The organism is Candidatus Peribacteria bacterium, assembly GCA_023038255.1.
Lineage (GTDB): Bacteria > Patescibacteriota > Gracilibacteria > Peribacterales > Peribacteraceae > CALREJ01.
In genome coordinates this window covers 1,036,614-1,056,103 of sequence record CP082927.1, presented here as the reverse complement: position 1 = coordinate 1,056,103, position 19,490 = coordinate 1,036,614, and the positions used below count along the sequence as shown (strand labels likewise).

General features: G+C 52.2%; 22 protein-coding genes. 10 read left to right on the top strand and 12 right to left on the bottom strand.

Annotated features, from left to right (window positions below; translation table 11 throughout):
* Positions 1-215 precede the first annotated feature (215 nt).
* Positions 216-989, top strand: coding sequence for a hypothetical protein (locus K8942_05200; GenBank protein UPA22416.1), 774 nt, complete (start codon positions 216-218; stop codon positions 987-989).
* A gap of 63 nt (positions 990-1,052) precedes the next feature.
* Here K8942_05200 and K8942_05195 read toward each other — a convergent pair whose 3' ends face one another.
* Positions 1,053-1,280, bottom strand: a complete 228-nt coding sequence (locus tag K8942_05195) for a hypothetical protein (protein ID UPA22415.1) — start codon at positions 1,278-1,280, stop codon at positions 1,053-1,055.
* Positions 1,281-1,698: 418 nt separating this feature from the next.
* Between K8942_05195 and K8942_05190 the strand changes: the two genes are divergently transcribed.
* The gene (locus tag K8942_05190) at positions 1,699-1,971 is read left to right on the top strand and encodes a hypothetical protein (GenBank protein UPA22414.1); all 273 of its coding nucleotides are present in this window, start codon (positions 1,699-1,701) and stop codon (positions 1,969-1,971) included.
* Positions 1,972-2,083: 112 nt separating this feature from the next.
* Here the strand turns inward: K8942_05190 and mscL are convergent, their stop codons facing one another.
* Positions 2,084-2,452, bottom strand: a complete 369-nt coding sequence (mscL, locus tag K8942_05185; GenBank protein UPA22413.1) for a large conductance mechanosensitive channel protein MscL — start codon at positions 2,450-2,452, stop codon at positions 2,084-2,086.
* 26 nt (positions 2,453-2,478) lie between these two features.
* On the bottom strand, positions 2,479-2,634 hold the full coding sequence (locus K8942_05180; GenBank protein ID UPA22412.1) for a hypothetical protein: 156 nt from the start codon (positions 2,632-2,634) through the stop codon (positions 2,479-2,481).
* A gap of 137 nt (positions 2,635-2,771) precedes the next feature.
* On the opposite strand from K8942_05180, the gene thyA reads away from it, so the two are divergent.
* Positions 2,772-3,692, top strand: a complete 921-nt coding sequence (thyA, locus tag K8942_05175; protein ID UPA22411.1) for a thymidylate synthase — start codon at positions 2,772-2,774, stop codon at positions 3,690-3,692.
* A gap of 60 nt (positions 3,693-3,752) precedes the next feature.
* Here the strand turns inward: thyA and K8942_05170 are convergent, their stop codons facing one another.
* The gene (locus K8942_05170) at positions 3,753-4,391 is read right to left on the bottom strand and encodes a hypothetical protein (protein UPA22410.1); all 639 of its coding nucleotides are present in this window, start codon (positions 4,389-4,391) and stop codon (positions 3,753-3,755) included.
* A 137-nt stretch (positions 4,392-4,528) separates the two neighbouring features.
* Between K8942_05170 and K8942_05165 the strand changes: the two genes are divergently transcribed.
* On the top strand, positions 4,529-5,023 hold the full coding sequence (locus K8942_05165; protein UPA22409.1) for a dihydrofolate reductase: 495 nt from the start codon (positions 4,529-4,531) through the stop codon (positions 5,021-5,023).
* Between the two features lie 66 nt (positions 5,024-5,089).
* Here K8942_05165 and K8942_05160 read toward each other — a convergent pair whose 3' ends face one another.
* Complete coding sequence (locus K8942_05160; protein ID UPA22408.1) at positions 5,090-5,734, bottom strand: queuosine precursor transporter; 645 nt, start codon at positions 5,732-5,734, stop codon at positions 5,090-5,092.
* Positions 5,735-5,897: 163 nt separating this feature from the next.
* On the opposite strand from K8942_05160, the gene K8942_05155 reads away from it, so the two are divergent.
* Positions 5,898-6,665: a hypothetical protein gene (locus K8942_05155; GenBank protein ID UPA22407.1), complete on the top strand. Its 768-nt coding sequence runs from the start codon at positions 5,898-5,900 to the stop codon at positions 6,663-6,665.
* Between the two features lie 52 nt (positions 6,666-6,717).
* Here K8942_05155 and secD read toward each other — a convergent pair whose 3' ends face one another.
* The 6 genes from secD to K8942_05125 form a co-directional block, all read right to left on the bottom strand.
* Complete coding sequence (gene secD / locus K8942_05150) at positions 6,718-9,153, bottom strand: protein translocase subunit SecD (GenBank protein UPA22406.1); 2,436 nt, start codon at positions 9,151-9,153, stop codon at positions 6,718-6,720.
* 10 nt (positions 9,154-9,163) lie between these two features.
* Positions 9,164-9,829 carry a hypothetical protein gene (locus tag K8942_05145; GenBank protein UPA22405.1) on the bottom strand — a complete coding sequence of 222 codons (666 nt, stop codon included), beginning with the start codon at positions 9,827-9,829 and terminating at the stop codon, positions 9,164-9,166.
* Between the two features lie 53 nt (positions 9,830-9,882).
* The gene (locus K8942_05140; GenBank protein UPA22404.1) at positions 9,883-10,842 is read right to left on the bottom strand and encodes an NDP-sugar synthase; all 960 of its coding nucleotides are present in this window, start codon (positions 10,840-10,842) and stop codon (positions 9,883-9,885) included.
* Positions 10,843-11,000: 158 nt separating this feature from the next.
* A complete protein-coding gene (locus K8942_05135; protein ID UPA22403.1) occupies positions 11,001-11,804 on the bottom strand; it encodes a hypothetical protein in 804 nt (267 codons plus the stop codon).
* Positions 11,805-11,827: 23 nt separating this feature from the next.
* Entirely contained in the window at positions 11,828-12,151 is a 324-nt protein-coding gene (locus K8942_05130) for a hypothetical protein (protein UPA22402.1), read from the bottom strand.
* 295 nt (positions 12,152-12,446) lie between these two features.
* The gene (locus K8942_05125) at positions 12,447-13,307 is read right to left on the bottom strand and encodes a putative zinc-binding metallopeptidase (protein UPA22401.1); all 861 of its coding nucleotides are present in this window, start codon (positions 13,305-13,307) and stop codon (positions 12,447-12,449) included.
* Between the two features lie 48 nt (positions 13,308-13,355).
* Between K8942_05125 and rlmD the strand changes: the two genes are divergently transcribed.
* The 5 genes from rlmD (at position 13,356) to K8942_05100 (ending at position 18,540) form a co-directional block, all read left to right on the top strand.
* On the top strand, positions 13,356-14,804 hold the full coding sequence (gene rlmD / locus K8942_05120; protein ID UPA22400.1) for a 23S rRNA (uracil(1939)-C(5))-methyltransferase RlmD: 1,449 nt from the start codon (positions 13,356-13,358) through the stop codon (positions 14,802-14,804).
* A gap of 65 nt (positions 14,805-14,869) precedes the next feature.
* The gene (locus K8942_05115; protein ID UPA22399.1) at positions 14,870-15,331 is read left to right on the top strand and encodes a 23S rRNA (pseudouridine(1915)-N(3))-methyltransferase RlmH; all 462 of its coding nucleotides are present in this window, start codon (positions 14,870-14,872) and stop codon (positions 15,329-15,331) included.
* A gap of 317 nt (positions 15,332-15,648) precedes the next feature.
* The gene (locus K8942_05110; GenBank protein UPA22398.1) at positions 15,649-16,329 is read left to right on the top strand and encodes a response regulator transcription factor; all 681 of its coding nucleotides are present in this window, start codon (positions 15,649-15,651) and stop codon (positions 16,327-16,329) included.
* Positions 16,326-17,651: a HAMP domain-containing histidine kinase gene (locus K8942_05105; GenBank protein UPA22397.1), complete on the top strand. Its 1,326-nt coding sequence runs from the start codon at positions 16,326-16,328 to the stop codon at positions 17,649-17,651. Before K8942_05110 ends, K8942_05105 begins: the two co-directional genes overlap by 4 nt.
* 79 nt (positions 17,652-17,730) lie before the next feature.
* Entirely contained in the window at positions 17,731-18,540 is an 810-nt protein-coding gene (locus tag K8942_05100; protein ID UPA22396.1) for a hypothetical protein, read from the top strand.
* On the opposite strand, the gene K8942_05095 is transcribed toward K8942_05100, so the two are convergent.
* Positions 18,506-19,441 (bottom strand): class A beta-lactamase-related serine hydrolase, encoded by a 936-nt coding sequence (locus K8942_05095; GenBank protein UPA22395.1) that lies wholly within the window; start codon positions 19,439-19,441, stop codon positions 18,506-18,508. The genes K8942_05100 and K8942_05095 overlap by 35 nt on opposite strands.
* Between the last annotated feature and the right edge of the window lie 49 nt (positions 19,442-19,490).

Genomic DNA, 19,490 nt, shown 5'->3' with positions numbered 1-19,490 from the left:
GGCAATCAAAATAATTGTCGAGGTTGTACGTGCACATCACCCGATCATCAATCTTTATTGTGTGAGAAATTTTGATCAGTTCATTATTTTTACAACATAAGTACACATTCATTTTTTATCTATATGTAAACGTTTTTTCGTATTATGATTTTTTATTTTATAGATAAAATCTTTGTGTTGTTCATTTTGGTAACATATTGATACACTCATAATATATGGCAAAAGATCTTCTTCCCGTGCTGCAGGCTGTCGGACTCGACGACAAAGAATCGGAACTCTATCTCGCTGGATTGCAGATAGGATCTGCACCTGCATCGGACTATGCAAAAGCAACATCGCTCAATCGCATTACTGCGTATAATTCTCTTGAAGCACTCGTGCATCGCGGATTATTTACGCATGTGAAGAAAGTGCGCGGCAAATGGTATGCACCGGTTGCTCCGGAATATCTGTCTCTCGAAGTGCAGAAAAATGCACAAGCTCTGGAGAGAGCACTGCCTGAACTGCGGTCACTCCAGGGATCCAAATTCCGTCAGCCGCGCGTCCGGTTTTTCGAAGGGTGGGAAGGTGTGCGCCGGGTCTATGAAGATACTCTGACTGCGAAGGGAGAGCTGCTGAATTTTGCCAACTCCACTGTTGTCCGAAAATTCTGGCCTGCGTATGACGCTGAGTATGTAGATGAACGCGTGAAACGCGGTATTCATCTCCGTGGTATTGCCCCGGATGATGCGACCGGCAAGGCGGTACATGGAGAGGATAAAGCCAAAATCCGTGAAATCCGTCTGGTTCCTGCCAAGGAGTTCGATTTCACCAATGAGATCAACGTGTACGATCACAAGGTTGCCATTTGTTCGTTTGATTCGGGACTCCGTGGCAATAGCGACATGTTTGGTGTGATTATTGAGAGTAAGGAGGTGGCGGAAACACAGCGTCAGATCTTTGAAATGGCATGGCGGTATGCTGGTGCAGGAAAAGGCTGGCGAAGATAAGCCCATTTTCCCTTTTCAGACTCATATCCCATGCTATAGTGTCGTCTCTTTTTACTTTTCTCCTTATTTTTGTATGAAGAAAGCTCTTTTCTCTGCTGTTTCTGTTTCCCTTCTTGCTCTCGCAGCTTGCAACGGCACAGCGTCCGTTACAACGGATACTGAGACCGGTTCATCCAGCAGCTCCATGATGATCGAGGAGACCAGCTCTGCAATGACAGATATGTCCAGCGCCAGCTCTGTAAGCACAGATGCTGTATCCAGCGCTTCTTCTTCCACAGAGGGCGTGTCCATGTCCGTTTCTGCAGAAGTAACCGCTCACTAAGATTGTCTGTTACGTCTAAACGGTGGCTTCCTGCAGAGGAGGCCACCGTTTTTTGTTCAGAAAGATATCAGTACTGATATGCTATTTCCCTTTGATTTGCTCTGTGGGAGGTATACATTTGCCTGCAATCTGTTCTTTCACAGCGTCGTTTTTGTGCCTTTTCTTCAGAATACGAGCAGCTATTCCAAGCTGTAGCGTAAGCTGAAGGTTAGGGCACATGTTCGATTTTTTTCTAGAGAAGATCGCTGTGCCGCAGTTCGTTTCCGTTTCGTGACTCATGTTGAGTCGAGTGTTCAAACCTTTTGGAGAAGTGTGATCATGTTGAAACGCTTGTGCAGTTGGATTCCGAATCGGTGGGTATGTCTCAGTGTGGCCTTGATCGCGTCTTTGGCTTTCGTCGCGGGTGCCGGCAACAATACGGTAGCTCACAATGAAGCAACGCAGATTGCCACAGCGAATCCGAATCTGGCTCCCGATCTCGCGAACGCGCCGAATGACCCTGGCAATACCGTCGCCAGTACGTCGATCATCACTCGAGCTGCGGACAAGAATGCTGTGAATACCACGCCGGCCACGAACGCGCCGCCGAATATCCACCGCATCGTCAATCGAACCGTCGTGATTACGGCTGTGAACGGCACCTTCCTGGTGCCGTCCTAGTCGAAGTCGACACCTAACCTATGAGTTCCCCACGAACTCATAAGCCCTTAAACGGGAAGGGTCTGTGACTGCTTTTGCATCACAGGCCCTTGTTTTAGAATGCCTGTTTTTCTTACGCCGCTTTCGCCGCATCGGTTTTTTCCTGCTGCCTGCGGAGTTTGTTCATCACCTTCACCATCAAAAAGAGAGCGAATGCGACAATCATGAAATTCACAATCTGGTTGACGAACAGTCCGTAGTTCCAGGTGGGGATTCCTTTCGCTTTGGCATCCACGAGTGATGCAACGGGAGTGGAGGATAGATTGAGGAACATGTCCCTGAAATCGACCTGCCCGGTAATGGCGCCGATTGGAGGCATGATGATGTCGTTGACGAGTGAGTCGACAATCTTCTGAAACGCAGCACCAATCACGACACCGATTGCGAGATCCATGGCATTGCCTTTGACCGCGAATTCGCGGAATTCTGCGAAGAATTTCATGCGGTCATTATCTCATGTTCTTGTTTTCAGGCAAACAGATCGTTTCCGAGCAATCCCTCTATTTCCCTACGGCGGTTTTCCAGCTGTGCTTCCAGGCGGAGCTGGCCGTTGAAAATTGCTTTTGGAATTTTATCATCATTGAGTGATTCCAGTTCTTCTTCGAGTTCCTGTTTATTCAGCATAGGTTTGTGTGGGAAATGTTTCTCATCAGTATACCAAAAGTGAACGATCCGGGCAATTGCCCGTGACGTGGTTTTGATGGAAAGGTAGGATGATTTTCCCAGGACTTCACCCTTCGAGTGTCCTCAGGGTGACACGTATGAAGCAATATCACGATCTCCTCCGGCATATTCTAGACAACGGCCACCGCCGGACAGATCGGACGGGCGTGGGCACAATCAGCGTTTTTGGCTATCAGATGCGTATCAATCTTGCTGAGGGATTCCCCCTGCTTACGACCAAAAAAATGGCGGTGAAGTCGATTGTGCATGAACTGATCTGGTTTCTGAAAGGGGATACGAATATCAAGTATCTGGCGGATCATGATGTGCATATTTGGGATGAATGGCCGTTTCAGGATTATGTGATTGCCAACAAGCTCACGGGACAGTTGCCTATGTATTCGGAAGGGTGGATGGCGGAGAAGAAAAACTTTATTGAGAAGATCAAAACCGATGCTGCGTTTGCCGCGCAGTGGGGCGACCTGGGACCTGTGTACGGAAAGCAGTGGCGCAGGTGGGAGGGGGCGGACGGCAAGACGTATGACCAGATCGGCCATGCCATTGAGCAGATCAAGAAGAACCCGGATTCCCGCCGTATTCTCGTATCTGCATGGAATGTGTCTGATGTGTACGGTCACACAAAAACAGCGCCGCCGTTGTGTCACACGCTATTCCAGTTCTATGTGGCCGATGGGAAACTGAGCTGCCAGCTCTATCAGCGCAGTGCGGATTCGTTCCTGGGAGTGCCGTTCAATATTGCATCGTATTCACTGCTGACCCATATGATTGCGCAGGTGTGTGGATTGCAGGTGGGGGAATTCATTCACACGTTTGGCGATCTGCATTTGTACAGCAATCACCTGGAGCAGGCGAATGAACAGCTCAGTCGCGAGCCCAAAGCGCTGCCGACACTGAAGCTGAATCCCGCTGTAACAAACATCAGTGATTTCACCTTCGAGGACATCAGTTTTGAAAACTACGATCCGCATCCGGCCATCAAAGCGCCGATTGCTGTGTAAATATTTGCATGGCAAAACCCGCTACATCCTGTAACGGGTGGTGCTCTTCGGGCATGTGACTCATTTCTTGGTCACGCTTTCTGGAATCTTTTGCGGAAGATCGTATGGGACAGTGAGATTCCGCGGAATTCTGAACGTACGCTGCGAGAAACTCTTTTTGTCGACCGGCGTTCTTCCTTTTTTAAAGGGAGATTCCAGGGGACGTTCTTTGTGAAATGCGATCCATTCTTCCTCAAAATGTGTGACGGCTGAACCGTACCATAGCTGAGCTGAGACAGCAGATGCATCAAACGATGCATCGTTTGGAACGGGCGTAATGAGTTCAATAGGCATCAGCAGATCGTCATTGTCGTACGTGAGAGGGCCGATCTTCTTGATGAAGATTCCTGCAAATGCAGTCGTTCCTTCAATGCTGTCGATTACGACGAGGAATGAATCCTTGTCTTTGCCCGATTTCACTTCCGGATGGGTGGGTCCTCTCTCCCAATAGCGGAACTTTTTCGGATCTTTCGTCGGGTCTTCTTTGCCGCGCAATGCACTGAATCCCAGCGCGTAGGCGGCGGCCTTCGCTGGAGATCCTTTCCCTGGATGGAAGATAACTTCCACCGTTTCACTCTTCTCTTCAATCTTGACGCTGCTGATTTCCTTCAGGGCCGGTGTCGGAGCAGGCACTTGCGCAAGCCCGCATGCGACAAACATCAACAATAGCTGGACCATGTTGTCTCCACTCCTTCAAAAAATGAGCCGAAGGTGCCTAAAGGGCAATCCCCAACAAACACTGCTGAGGACTTCACTCTATACCTTCTTTCCGGGAAGAAAACAGGTAAGCTAAAACCATGATTATCAGCCTTGTCGCCGCCGCATCGGATAACAATGTCATTGGCAAAGATAACTGGATGCCGTGGGATTTGCCGGCTGAATTAGAGCATTTTCGGGCGTATACGCGGGGCAAAACGGTGATCATGGGGCGGAAGACCTACGATAGCGTCGGACGGCCGATGCCCAACCGTCATAACATCGTTGTATCGCGTCAGGAGGGGCTGGAGATTCCGGGCGTGGATGTTGTGCCGTCCATTGAAGACGCGATCGATCTGGCGCGGGAGGATGACCTGCCGGAGGTTTGTGTGATTGGCGGGGAGCAGATTTACAGACTTGCGATGGATTATGCGACGCAGATCAACCTGTCCCGGATTCATACGACGATTGAAGGGGGAGAGGCGTTTTTCCCGGAAATTTCGATGGATGAATGGAAAGAGGTATCGCGCGTGGAACATCCGGCTGATGCGGAGAATGCGATTCCGTATACGATGCTGGTGTACGAGAGGGTGTAAGACGTGGTTCCTGGTTCCTGGTTTTTAGTTATTGGTAACCAAACCAGAAACTAGTAACTAGTAACATTATTCCTTCTCCGTCCTCAACCACTTTACGCCCCAGTACACAAACGGCGTCTCAATCACGCTCATTGCACATTTGATCAGCCAGTAGGGAATCAGGAGGCTGACAATGAAGGTGACGTTGCTGCCGACTGTCTGGTCGAAGGCGTAGAAGGCGGCGAACATGAAGATGACTGTGTCTAAAAATTGAGAGAGAAAGTTACTGACGTTGTTCCGGAACCAGAGGGCTTTTGTGCCCATCATCGCGCGGATTTTTGCGAAGATGTAGAGGTCGGTAAATTCGGCGACTGTGAAGGCGAGGAGGCTGGCAAACGAGAAGCGGGCGGAGAGGCCAAAGATTGTCTGGTAGGCGGGTTCGGTGGGTGCGAAACGGGCGGAGGGCGGGAGGGCGGTTGCGAGGAGGGAGAACAGGAAGACACAGACGACCATGGCTAGTCCTGCGCGGATGATGCTGCGGGTGCGCTCTTTGCCGTAGACTTCTGTAATAACATCGTTGATGGTGAAGACGAGCGGGACGGTGAAAATACTGACGCTGGTATTCAGATTGAGCCAGCCCCACTGCACGAGCGGGAACGTCTTTGCGCCCATCAGTTCGGATGTGAGGATGCAGAAGATGTAGAGGGCTATCAGGAGGTCGAGTTTTTTCATTGTCACTATAAGGTCAGAGTAAAGGTTTAGGTTAAGGTACGCTGAAAACGGTCGCTTTGCCATGATCGTCTTTTCCGCAGTGATAAGCGATTTATGTGCAACATGGTCGCTTGGTCTGCCCCGATGCTTGTTGTATGCAAAAGCGGGGGGATGATTGGCGCATATGGAAACCCCTACAACATCACCGGCATTGGATGCAGAGCTTCTGGCTCAGAATTTCCAAGAAACCATTGCAACAACGGACGCGCAGACGGTGGATGATTTCATATCGAATGTCCGCACCATGTCTTCCACTCTTCTGCAGGCAGGAGGCGCTCTGGCGGATGCCGGAGAGATAATGCAGAAAAATGCGGATAACGTGGAACATGCGGTGGATGGGTCCATGAATATTCAGGTCGATGCCACACTCGAACCCGGACTCAATGGCTTCACCTATGTGGGCGGAACCGATAGCGACATTACGCTGAACGCTGAGCTGCTGTACGCCTACGATACGACGCAGGAGCTGGAGCAGACGGTCATTCATGAGAAGGAGCATAACGATCAGAAAGAGCTGAAGACCGGCGGACAGGAAACCATTTTCTACACCGCATCGCAGGAGGCCATCACTGACCCGACTCTCTTCTACGAAGGCGGTGCAGAGATGGCAACGGCCGATGTCTTCGGGCGCAGAGACGACCAGCCTGAACTTTATGAGACTGCACATGATATGGCGGAAGAGATTCATGCGGACCATGCGGAGGCGCTCACGACCACGCTTAATGTGACAGGGGATCTCTCGACGCTGCAGGGACATGTATGGGAAGCGGGGCTGAAGGACGGGTCACTCACGATGGATGAACTTATTGTCCAGGCAGAAAAAACAGGATACACAGACAAGGCGGCAGAGGTTCTGAGCACACATGTGCAGATGGTCGGAGCAGGACAGTAAGGCAACAAAAAAGAGCCTCGTGGAGAGGCTCTTTTGATTGCGGAGAAAATGATTATTGCTGCAGCTCCGTCTTCGCACCCGGGAAGAGCTTCCTGTTATTGGCGAGGGGAGAGACGGCGACCTTGCGTGCCATCCAGCGGGTGATGATCATGCCGGTGAACATGGAGATGATGACACCCAGACCGAGCGTGACGGCAAAGCCGCGGACGAGGGAGGTTCCTACCATGAAGAGCAGGACGCAGGTGATGATGGTCGTGATGTTACTGTCGCGGATTGACGGCCAGGCGCGGTCGAAGCCGACCTCAATGGCGGTCTTGAGCATTTTGCCGCGCTTGAGTTCTTCCTTCACACGCTCGAACACGAGCACGTTACAGTCCACCGCCATACCGATACTCAGGATCATACCGGCGGCACCGGCGAGCGTGAGGACGATGTAGCTGTCGGAAAAAAGGAAGAGCGGGAGCTTCAGGATGGCAATGAAGATGACGGCGTAAATAAGGAGCGCAAGGTTCGCGAGGACACCGAGGAAGCGGTACATGAAGAGCATGTAGAGCATGACGATAATCATGCCGATGAAGCCTGCGAAGACAGACATACTGAGTGCCTGTGCGCCAAGTGTTGCTTCCACTGTCTGCTGACCATTGAGGTGGATTGGGGCGGGGATTGCTCCGGTGTTCAGGTCCTGAGCGAGGATGCGTGCCTCTTCGTAGTTCTGGCTACCGGTAATGACCGCGCTGCCTCCGGTGATTTCTGTCTGCACGGTCGGAGCGGAGACGAGTTCGCCACCCACAAAGATCGCGATGCGCTTGCCGATGTTTGCCTTGGTGAGTTCCTGGAACAGGCGGGCACCTTCTGCATTGAAGACAATCTGCACAACCGGGAGGCTGGTATTCGGTTCAAGCGTGACTGTTGCGGAGCGGAAGTGCTTGCCATCGAGTTCGGTGTCCTTCCAGCCTGTCGGGCGGAGGGAGAAGAAGAGGGTGCGGAGTGTAATAGCATCTTCTGTGCTGCGGACCTGACCGCTCTGGAGGCGGGTGAGCATCGCGTTGGCACGGGTCACAGCGTCTGCACCGGTAATCGTGAGAGCATCGAAGGTCGCCTTGTCTGCAGGCATGTACGGTGCTTTGTCGACGCGGATGATGTGGTAACCAAACGGTGTCTCGACAGGATCGCTCAGGACGCCGACTGCCTGTGAGAAGGCAACGTTTTCAAAGCTAGGCACCAGGGAACCGTGGGTAATAGGCCCAAGGTTACCGGCGTTCTGTGCGGATGGACCGTCACTCTGTGTACGGGCGATATCTGCGAAGTTCGCTCCTGCCGTCAGCTGTGCTTTCAGCTGCTGCGCGCGGGCGAGTGCTTCTTCTTTTGTGCGGGTAACGTTTGCCGGAGCTGAGTTAGCTCCCTTGTAGGCAACGAGGATGTGACTGACATCCACCTGCTGTGCACCCGGAACATAGCTGCGCAGGAAAATCAGCTGGGCAGATCCGTCGTCCATGGTGGCCACTTTCAGCTCACCGGACTTCATCTCTTTGATGGTGGAGATGAGGCGGGTGGGGACTTTGTCATCGAGAGAAATATCCTGTTCCAAACGCTGTGTGGTGGTTGCTTCGGACTTTGCGAGGACGCCGAAAGCCTTCGGAGCTTCGTTGATCACGCGGCCGGTCATGGTGCGCGGAGCGAGCACTTCAACAAGGAAGATGCCCGGGACTTCATCCGTCACAAGAGCGCCCTGCGCGTCAGTGTTCTGCACGCTGACAGAGCCTTCAATACGCTGCACGCCGTTTGCGGCTGTCATGGACCATACTTTTTCCAGCCCCTTCGGAAGCTCATCCTGGAAGTAGACGTGTGATGCCTCGTAGCCCATGCCGAGCTGGGAACCAAGATCCTGCCCCAGTGTTGCGAGCGTGGCTCCGCTCTTTGTCATGCGGGCGACGGCTGCGGTCACGTTGTTACGGACGGTTGTTTCGTAGGCTGCGTCAGCTTCTGTGAACTCTTCTTTGAATTCGAGCTGGATGGTTTTTCCGACGGTATCAATACACTGCTGCACGTCGACCACACCCGGACATTCCACCAGAAGGTGCTTTTCGTTTCCGACATAGGACGGAGTGATGACTGCTTCACTCACACCGAGGGCGTTGATGCGGCGCTCGAGAACGGTGCGGATAGCTTCCACAAGGTTTGTCTGCTGCTCACGGATGGCTGCGCGCTCGTTCTGGAGCTGGAGCAATTCGGTGCTGCCGGCGCCTCCCTGTGCCTGCAGTTCATTAATGCGGGTGTCGAGCTGCTTCACCTGATCCTCGATTTCATTTTCGGAAATGCGGAAGTCGAGCTGCGTGCCTCCTGCGAGGTCGAGACCGAAGTGAAAATCAGGGTTGAGGAACGACGGTGCCCATCCTGCCTTTAAGGAAGACGGAAGTGCGATCACGATGACGATAACTGCAATCGCCGCGTAGACGATCGGCCAGATGGAGGATGAACGGGAAGCCATAAAAAGAAGGTTACGGAACCGGTGTAAAGGTGACATGTAAACCGACGTTCATATCGTCGGCGAAAATAGTGGCAATATCGGCATTCGGAACATCGCGGATAATCAGATCATTGGGGACCTCATCAGACTGGACGGTGAGCAGACTCACGAGTCTGCCACGGACGAAAATACCGATGCTTTTTCCCTGCATTTTCTTGAAGAGTGCCTGGATTTTTGTGCGGCCCTCTTCGGTCAGTTGCAGGCGCACTTCGCCACGACCGTTTTTCGGATCTTTGCGGGCAGCAACCCATGTGAAATCTTCCTGTGTGATATCGGTTTTCGTAAAGTTGCCCCGGCCTTCAATGGTAAGATCCACCGTCTCATTCGGACCGGTTTCACTCATAATAGACAGATCAAACGGCTGCACGAGTTCGGCAGTGAGTGCATCGGCAGCTTCCTGGTTTGGCAGCCGGACGACGAGCACCGTCTCATTGTTCTGCACCTGCGTATCTTTTCCGGTCATCTGTACGCCCAAATGCGCCAGACGGCGATCAATCACGTCCATGCTGGCTGTGGTCAATGCCTGCTGGTCTGACACGTCCGTGACGTCAAATGTCAGGCGGTACCGTGCGGTCTGCTCCGTGGAGCATGCGGCCAGTAAAAGGATGGTTGCCAGAGAAAGGCTGATTCGCTTCATAGGGTGGTGAGGAGTGTAGGCCAGACTTGCGAAAGACGCAATTGAGGTGGCTATCAATCTTTGCGGATCAGACGGGTGTTCCGCCGGATCATTTTTCCGGTCAAATCCACCCCCCGGAGCTCACACCCGTCATCAATCACGCAGCGCTCCAGTACACAATCATCAATAATGCAGTTATCAAACAGGACTGTATTCTGCAGTTTGCTCTTCGTAATGCTGTTTTTGACTCCTGCCACGACGCTTCCTTCGGATGTCGAGTCTGTCATTGTTGATCCCTCTCCCAAGAGCACTGCATCTCCTACCAGTGCCTGGGTTGCTTCCAGGTAGGTCTCGAATGAGCCGATGTCGAACCACTGCTCCTCAAACCGGAAGCACTCCACTCTTTTCCCGAGGCGCAGCAGTTCCTCAAAAATCCCGCCGACGTTATCGGGTTTCACTTTTGCAAAAGCGAGGAGATCGGGAATCACGCCTTTCGGGAGAATCGAACAGCCGGTACTCACCAGACTGGTTTTTGGTTCAGCCGGCTTTTCCTCAAATCCTGTAATCGTCTTTCCGTCACTATCAACAAGAATGGTGCCGAATGCACTCGCTTTGCTGATGTCGCCAATATCAAACGCAGCGACCAGTGCAGCTGTACCATGAAACGCCTGCAAAAATGTCTGCATCGTGAAGCCGAAATAGTTGTCACCGGTGAGCAGCAGAATGTCATCACTGATCTGCTCCTGCGTGATCCACTGTGCAGTGGCACCGAGTGTACCGAGCTTTTCATCGTCACTCTTTGTCTGTTCTATGCGGATCTGCAGATTCGGCCGGTTGATTGTTTTCTTCCATTCTTCAAAACTCGCACCAAAGGCGGCATTCGTACTGACAGTCACCGGAATCTCCGCAGGAATCATCGACACGATATGTGAGAGCAGTGGCTTGCCCGCAAGCGGTAACAACGGTTTTGCCCGGTGTTCCGTGAGCGGCCAGAGACGGGTGGCGAAACCGCCGGCTAATATAAAGGCTTTCATTACAGTGAGCTTATCTGTTTTAGGCAGGTGCTTCTAGATACTTTGCGGGTTATGAGTTACGAGTTATGGGATATGAGGGGATAAGGAATCATTTTTTATCAATCTTCGTAAAAGTATCCCATAACCCATAACCAATTACCCATAACCGTTCTTCGGCTTCAGCCGAAAAACCAATGCCACCATTTTTTCACCGGTCGTACCATCGCGACCTGACGTCCTTCAATCGATTCGATCGATTCGTTGTTGTTCACCATGCCCAGCACAGACGGCAGGAGAATGTAGGTGATGTTCCGGTTGTTGCAGGCAGAGAGGAGATTGATGGACTGCTCAAGATCGCTGCATTGAATAAGATGCGTGATGCGGTATTTGGTGATGGTCTCTTCCAGCTTGTTCAGTTTTCCCTCGACCGGCACGCCGTGGACATCTGGTTCTTTCAATCCTTTTGCATCAAGAATGGCAACAGGGGTGAGCGGGCTGCGCTGATCGTTGAGTGTTTTGATGAGCGCTGCGGCTTCGCGTGTCATGCCGACAATGAGCGTCGGGTAGAGCGGTCTGCCGGTCCGGAGGAATTTCCGCATGACCTGTTCAAACCCGATGTGCCAGACTGTCAGGAATCCGGTGCTCAGGACGAATGCATAGACGAGCAGCAGGCGGCTGAAGAACGTGACATAGAGGAAGTAGTAGGCCAGCGTGAAGAATGACAGCCCCATCACACACGCAAAAATGATGTGTGCGATATTGCGTTTGTCACCCTGTGTACGCATCAGACGGAAGACGCCCAGTTGTGCCAGAACCGCAATCGTGAGCGGCGCGATCATGAAGACAGTCTGCAGAAAAAGGTTCAGCGGGAAATCTGTGGAGACAATCCATCCCACGCGCAGAAAGTACGCAAGGACGTAGGCGCCGACGAAAATAAGAACATCGGTGACGAGCCAGAGGATGAGGAGGGCAGCGCGGCGCATGGAGGAAGTGTAATTGAGAACTGTTAGTTTGTCGCAGCTTTCTTCTCTTGAAGTGCTTCCCGGATGAGTGCGATCAATACCTGGCGAAGCGGCTCTATCTTGTTTTGATTATGCAGTGCGAATGCTTCTGCAATAGGCTCTGCATCTGCTTCGGCTGTGGAGCCATCCGGAATTCTCGCCGTTGGTAAGTCCTTTACAGTCTCTGCCCCTGTTCGTGCCAGACGCATATCTTTGTCTAATCCTTCCGATGTCTGCAACGCTCTTCTTAACTGTATGATCATCGGTTTTGCTTTGTCGGGCATATTTTTGAGCAATGTGATGATTGCCCGTCGGTACGGAGTGTCCATTGCTGGAGGCTTTGGCCATTCTGTGGCAGCAAGATCGATAGCTGGATTGATATGCTGTAAAAAGTGAGGACAACCCAAGTGAGTTTTCTCACTTTTGCACTCAGGTTCGAATGCACTGGGATACAAAACGGTCAAACCTCCTCTGACAATAGAAGTATCTCCAATAGGCATGCCGTCTTTTGTGCGTGGGACGTCTTCATGGCCCAGAGGTTTTCCGGGACACAGCAAAGGTCTCTCGCACATTGTCAGCAGCGCTTCAAGATCTTCTTTGGATGATTCGTGTAAAAACATGTGTTCACGGAATCGGATTCCAATCATACGATAACTTCGTTGCGTCCCACGGAACCTTTTTGTCCCAACTGTATTCAGCGGTTCCCAGCACATTTTCTGCAACAGGCAGATATGTGTCCATCCACTGCAGCTTGGCGGCGATGACATCATTCGTCTGCGCGCGTTCCACCATCGACGGGCGCTGTAGGACATAGGTTGCGAATGTTTCTGCAAAGTCTTCGAACGGATCGTGGGCAGCGTAGCCGGTGACAAAATCAGCATCAGTCTGGCCTGCCTGCATAATGTCTGTTTCCATCCAGGAGAGAGCGAAGAAGGCTGCGGCGGGGGAATCAGCGGCGAAGGTGTCTTTGCCGTCTTTGAAGGCGCTCTCACCGCTGCGTGCGTTGCCGAGCATGTTGCCGTGCATTACGTGACCGCATTCGTGGACGAGCAGTCCTGCAAATTCTGTGTCAGAGACCGTGCCATCCAGAATGATGGTGCTCTTTCCGCCCAGTCCGCGCTGCTTTGGATTTGCATAGAGCACGTAGAAGTTTTTGAGATGATCGCGACAGAGGGCGGGGAGACGGCGGAGAACGGCATCAGCAATAATGCGGTGCTCTTCGCGGATTCCTTCCTGATTCACGACGGGGAGCAACGCCGCTTTTTCGGTGATTGCCTGTACTTCTATGGTCTGGGCCAGCAGACGTGTTTCCTTGCGGACAGCGACAGAGCTGGTGATGGGCTGAAGCCGGATTTTCTGTGATGCTTCATGATCCGTGTCCCTTGCGGTCGACTGCGACTGTGTTACAATCAGCGCAAGAACGACAGAGACGCCGACAGCACCGATGGAACCTATGGACGCTTTCGTGACTGCGCGTACTGACATATCTGCATCAGAAAAATAAGGGAGTATTTATATAATATTATCAACGCAATGTCAACTACTGAGCCCCCTGTCCACAGCGGACAGCAATACACCGTCAGCATTGAGAAAGTGACCCATGGAGGCTCTGGATTGGCCAAGATCGACGGTTTTCCGGTGTTTGTGCCGTCCAGTATCCCTGGTCAGCAGCTGGAGGTGGTTATTACCAAGCTCACACCTCGTTTTGCGGAGGCGAAAGTGGTCAAAGTACTCCGTCGTGCCAAAGAGGAGATTATGCCCCGCTGCCAGCATTTCCACGAATGTGGTGGCTGTACCTGGCAGAATCTGCCGTACGACAAGCAGTTATCCTACAAAGAGGACATTGTCCGCGAAACCCTCGAACATCTCACGCCGGGTGACGATGCGGTCCGTAAGCAGCTTCCGGGCCGTGTACTGAAAATCATCCCGAGCCCGCAAGTCTTTCACTACCGCAATAAACTGGAAATGAGCTTCGGGTACGGCGAGATGCGCACGGAAGAGAAGAATGGCAAAAAAATCCACTTTGATGAAAACCCGACTATCGGCTTCCATCAGCCGAACCAGTGGTCGACCGTGTTGCCTATCACTGAATGCCATCTGTACGACGAGCAGATCGGCACACTGCTCGCGGATGTCCGCCGCTTCATGCAGGACACGAAATTGCCGGTGCATAATCCAAAGACGCACAAAGGATTGCTCCGCACCATGCTGCTGCGCCGTGGTATTCACACCGATCAGCACATGATTGCCTTTACGGTGAATGCGCGGAAGAAAGAGCTCGAGCCGCTCTTCCAGTACTTCATGCGTTTCGGCGGCCGCCCGGGGCTTGCGTCTCTCATGGTGATTGAAAACACGACACTCAACGACAAACCGGAACAGCCAGTCATCCACACGCTCATCGGCAAACCGTTTATTACCGAACGCCTCTTCGATCTCGAATTTGAAATTTCCCCGTTCTCGTTTTTCCAGACCAACACCCTCGGCGCGGAAAAGTTGTATCAGGCAATTTCCGTTGCTGCGGATCTGAACATGCGCGACACCGTGCTCGATGCGTACTGCGGCATGGGAACCATTGGTCAGTATCTTTCGCGCTTCTGTCAGAAAGTGGTTGGAATTGAGAGTCATCCTTCCGCAATTGAAGATGCCCTGAAATCAGCCGGCAAAAACCGCATCGGGAATATCAGTTTCTACAAAGGACGCACGGAACAGATTCTGTCGGATCAGGTGAAGGCAGGAGGGAAGTATCATTTTGATGTCATCGTTGTCGATCCGCCCCGTGCCGGTCTTCATCCGGATGCCACGAAAGCCGTCATTGCCCACAATCCGAAAAAAGTGGTCTACGTCAGTTGCAACACCGCAACCTTCGCACGCGATCTTGGTGAATTTCTGAAGGCAGGATACGAATTGCGCACCGTGCAGCCGGTCGATATGTTCCCGCACACGGCGCACATTGAGACGGTCAGCGTTTTGCAGAAACGGTAAGAGTCATGGTTCGGCATCGCTCACCATGACATGCGTGATGTCTTCGACTAGGATTGGGGCCACACATGCAGAGGATTGTTTTAATATGCATCGGCCGGTTACGCGAACCCTGGGCGAAAGATGCCTGTGCGTTTTATACGGAGCGTCTGAAGCATGCGATCAAATTTGATGTCATTGAATTACCTGCGAGCCGTGAGGTGGATAGCAAACGGCAGGTGGAGGATGAGTCGCGCAGACTTGTGAAATTTTTGCATGGATACGATGCGGACATCTGGATTCTGGATGAACACGGAAAGGGATTGAAGTCGCCATCGTTTGCCAAAGAAGTAGCAGCCTGCCGCGATGGCGGTCGCTCTATGGCATTTGTGCTCGGGGGATCGTACGGCCTGAATGATGACGTGCGCGCTGCGGGACGCATGCTCAAACTCAGTGACATGGTGTTGCCGCATGAACTGTGTCGCGTGGTGTTTTTGGAACAGCTCTATAGGGCGACGGAGATTAATAAGGGGTCGGGATACCATCATTGATGGGCTATTGGTTATTGGTTTATTTTTAACAAACCAGAAACTGCCGGAAAATTCATAGAATTTTGCGCCTGCTTTGACGTTTCCGCGACATCTTCTGAGTAGTATTTGTCGTGTTTCCCGGCCGTTCATACGGCGGCTACGGAACCTCAACAATCCGAATCAGAGTGCCACTGTCAGATGAATCTGCGTGGCGGGACATAGGAGAACAACCGGGGGAGGGTTGGAAGGTCCCTTCCCCGGTATCACCGTTTTTAGGTCTAGGGGGGGGCTTGGCATGCCAGGCCTGTACATGTTTCAATCTGCTATACTGTATCTCTATGAGAATCTTAGTTGTCGAAGACGAACGCGGCATTGCGGATAATATTGCGGAGTATCTCCGTCAGTATTCATTTGCGGTGGATACGGCGTACAACGGAGATGACGGATTGAAGATGGCGAGGGCGCATCCCTACGACATTGTGCTGCTCGACTGGATGCTTCCTGGGACTGATGGACTGACGGTGTGCAGGACACTCCGTAAAGAATTTCCGCAGCTCGGCATTATTATGCTTACTGCCAAAGATACCGTTGACGATCGCGTGTCTGGGCTTGATACCGGAGCCGATGATTACATCATCAAACCCTTCGCGCTCAAGGAGCTCATGGCCCGTATTCAGGCGCTGCTTCGCCGGAATTACCGGTCGCAGACGGAAGAGAATAAACTGGTGGTGGGAGACCTGGTGCTGGATCTTTCCAGTCAGCAGGCGGAGCGTGGCGGACAGACTATCAAGCTCACCAGAAAATTGTTCCAGATTCTGGAACTCCTGATGCGCAACGAAAACAGAGTGGTCTCGAAGGCGGAGATTGAAGCGCATATTTGGGATGCGTCCGCAGAGCTGTGGAGTGATGTGGTCCGGTCCCACATGCAAAAACTCCGGGAGAAAGTCGACAAAGGATTCCCGCAGCAACTGATCCGCACCGTACACGGAACCGGGTACCGGATCTCCGCGGAACCATGAGATCGAATTTTTTGTCTATCAAGTGGCGTCTTGCGCTCCAGTTCACACTGGTTGTCGGACTGATGTTAATGATTGCGGGAAGCGCGGTCTTTTTTCTGTTCGTGAGCAAAATGCAGCAGGACATTGATACGCTGCTCTACGTGCAGAATGCCGCTGTCCGCACAAGCCTTCCTATTACCATTGACGACATCGGCGCGCCCGACTGGCGTGAACAGATGTTCAAAAAGATCGAGGCCGTGAAGAGCCTCGGGTTTGTGGTCATCATCACGGACGGCAGTGGCAGTGTGATGGATCACTCCTCTCCGTTTCTGGCACCACTTCCGAAGCAGATCGGCTTTTCATCTGTGGATGCCGGACCCAATGATTATCGTCTCTACAAAGATATCTACGGCCCGTACGTGATCACCATTGGTCGCACACTTGATTCCCTTATTGCCGCGCAGAATGCTCTTGTCTCGGTTCTTCTTCTGACACTTCTCTGTACCCTCGGACTGACCGCCGGTTTGAGCGCCATGTTCGCCGGTCGCGCCCTGAAACCTCTCACCCGGTTCAGCAGACGTGTCCGCGACATTGACCCGCGCCATCTGCCGGTTCCGGCCCTTGTCGGCAAAATGCCGAACGACGAAATCGGTCAGCTTGCCCGCACCTTCGACGACTTCCTTCGCAGACTGGAACAGGCTTTCAAGCGCGAGCGCCAGTTCACGCAGGATGCATCGCATGAACTGCGCACGCCGCTGATGGTCATCAAAAGCTCTCTCGAACTTCTGGCGGTCAATCGCTCTCTGACAGATCCCCAGAAAGAGAAGCTCGCCCTCATGCAGGGTGCGGTCAAACGTATGGAAACACTCGTGACAGAACTCCTCGAACTTTCGCGCGGGATGCAGAGCGGCACCCGCGAAAATATTCCTCTTGGGGACTATATCCGTGAGATTGAAACCGGTTACCGCGCGATGGCGGAAGAGAAGGGGTTGAATCTGACTGTGAATATCGCGAAGCATGTCGCAACGATCAGTGCACACCGCATCGCACTGGAAAAAGTGATCGGGAACCTGCTCAAAAACGCGATCCGTTTTTCCGATGCAGGCGGCATCACCGTGGATGTAACGGGCAATATCATCACCATTTCCGACACCGGCATCGGCATTGCCGAAAAAGACATCCCGCATATTTTTGAACGCTTCTACCGCGGCGATACCTCACGCAGAACGGAAGGAACGGGACTCGGGCTTGCGATCTGCAAAGACATCTGCGATGAAGAAGGATGGACGATCCGCGTCCAGAGCGACGTCGGGAAGGGGACGACGTTTCGTGTCGGGTTTTAAAATCGCCCCCTTTGATGCTTTCGGTGGCGTCTGGCGCAGTTTTTGAGGATCGGGATTTTTCGGTATAGTGCCATGCTCTATGACTTCTGAATCTCCAAACGGGCGTTATCCCGAGCTTGCGGCTTCTCTGATTAGCCTTGGGATATCGACCAAGGATGTCAGCCCGCATGAGACGAATCCGTCCATTGCACCAACCCTTGAACAGATCACTCAACTGACGGAGATATGCAAAGAGATAGGGCGTCTGGAAGGGGTCACAGTTGCGTGGCCTTCCATTTCGCGCGTGGGTGCAGAAGCGGCACACGCTGCATGGCGCATTTTGGTGCATGCTGATACATATCCGCATCTTCAGTCGCGAGCTGCAGAGCTGATGCAGAAAGAAACCCCCGAAGACGTGGAACAGCCTGCTATTGCGTATATGCTGGATCGTTGGCTGATTAATTCTATAAGAGGTGAAGAGGAGCCATTGGGGCTACAGAATTATGGAACACAGGTAGAATTTATCCCGGATTGGGAGAGCAGGCAGAGTCGTCTTATCTTCACCTTTCCTCCTATTATTATTAGAAATACAGCTGCAAAGAACCAAAAACCCCGACTGTGGCGGGCGCATAAATTTGAAAATATTAATCTTGAGAGACTGAATAAAAGAAGGGCAGAGCTTGGATTGGGGGATTTTGAAATATTTGTGAATCAACAGATACAGAAGCGGCGCAAGGAAGGGGAGAGGGTGACTGCGCTTTGGAATCTTGCTCCCTGGGAGCAGCAAACATTCCTCCGTCAAATAAGAGTGGAAACTGCTGAGCAGGCAGCAAGAATTGTCTTTGAACATGCGCCTGAAAATGCTGATACCGTCATCACGGAAGAGCAGCCCCCTCCTCCAGTTTACTGATATCCAGTGAAGACACAGATTCATAGACTATCGTCGAGATAGCACTGATGGCGGCGTTTGCATTATTAACATCTTTTCCACTCGTCATCACGCACAGGATGTAGGCCATTTTCGGGTGGTAGACGATGCCGCAGTCATGCAGTTGCCCCTGGCCTTCTGCAAAGCGGAAGCCGAACTTGTGTGCAACGCGCAGGTCTTCCGGAAGGCCGCTGACAATCCCCTCGCGGAAAGTGGAGCGGGAGAGGAGATCGAGTGCGTACTGGGACATGTCTTTGGACAGGTAGCCTGTGTTGTAGAGCACGCCAAAGAGTTTTGCGTACGAAGAAATGGAGACATAGGTGTCTTCGGTTTCCAGCATGATCTGCAGCACATCCAAATCACGGAAGGTGTAGTACGCTACGGATTCAGAAAGCGAATGCATCTCGCGGAGCAGCAATGAGTAGGAGCGGTTATCCGAGTAGATAATCATTTTCTCCAGCAGTTCGCGGATGGTGTAGAGTGTGTCTGGTTGGATGGTTTCTGCGGGGGAAAGGAGGTTGTCATCAATTTTGAGTTGTCCGGTAAAAGACAACTGCTTATCCAAAATCTCAGGATCCAGATCGGCAGCGTGGAGAAAGAAAATAGCGAGCGGAACTTTGAGCAAACTTGCCGGCTCGAATTTGTCGTACTCTCCGATTCCGAAGCGCGGTCCGTGGTCGAGATCCTGGAAGTAGATGGAGAGATGATCCACCTTTCCTGCAGCTTTCAGCTTCTCTTTTGCAGCAGACAGCGTGTCGCGCAGATGTTCATAGTTCCACTCACCCTGCGGCAGTGTATTGTTGCAGCGCCGCGCAGGGCTCAGCAGGTCATACTCCGTGTGGCAGAAGGCCAGGCGGCTCCACAGACTTTGCACAATAAGCATAGAAAAGATCCCCAATCCGAATGCCAGATACACAGAAGAATGTGCTCTC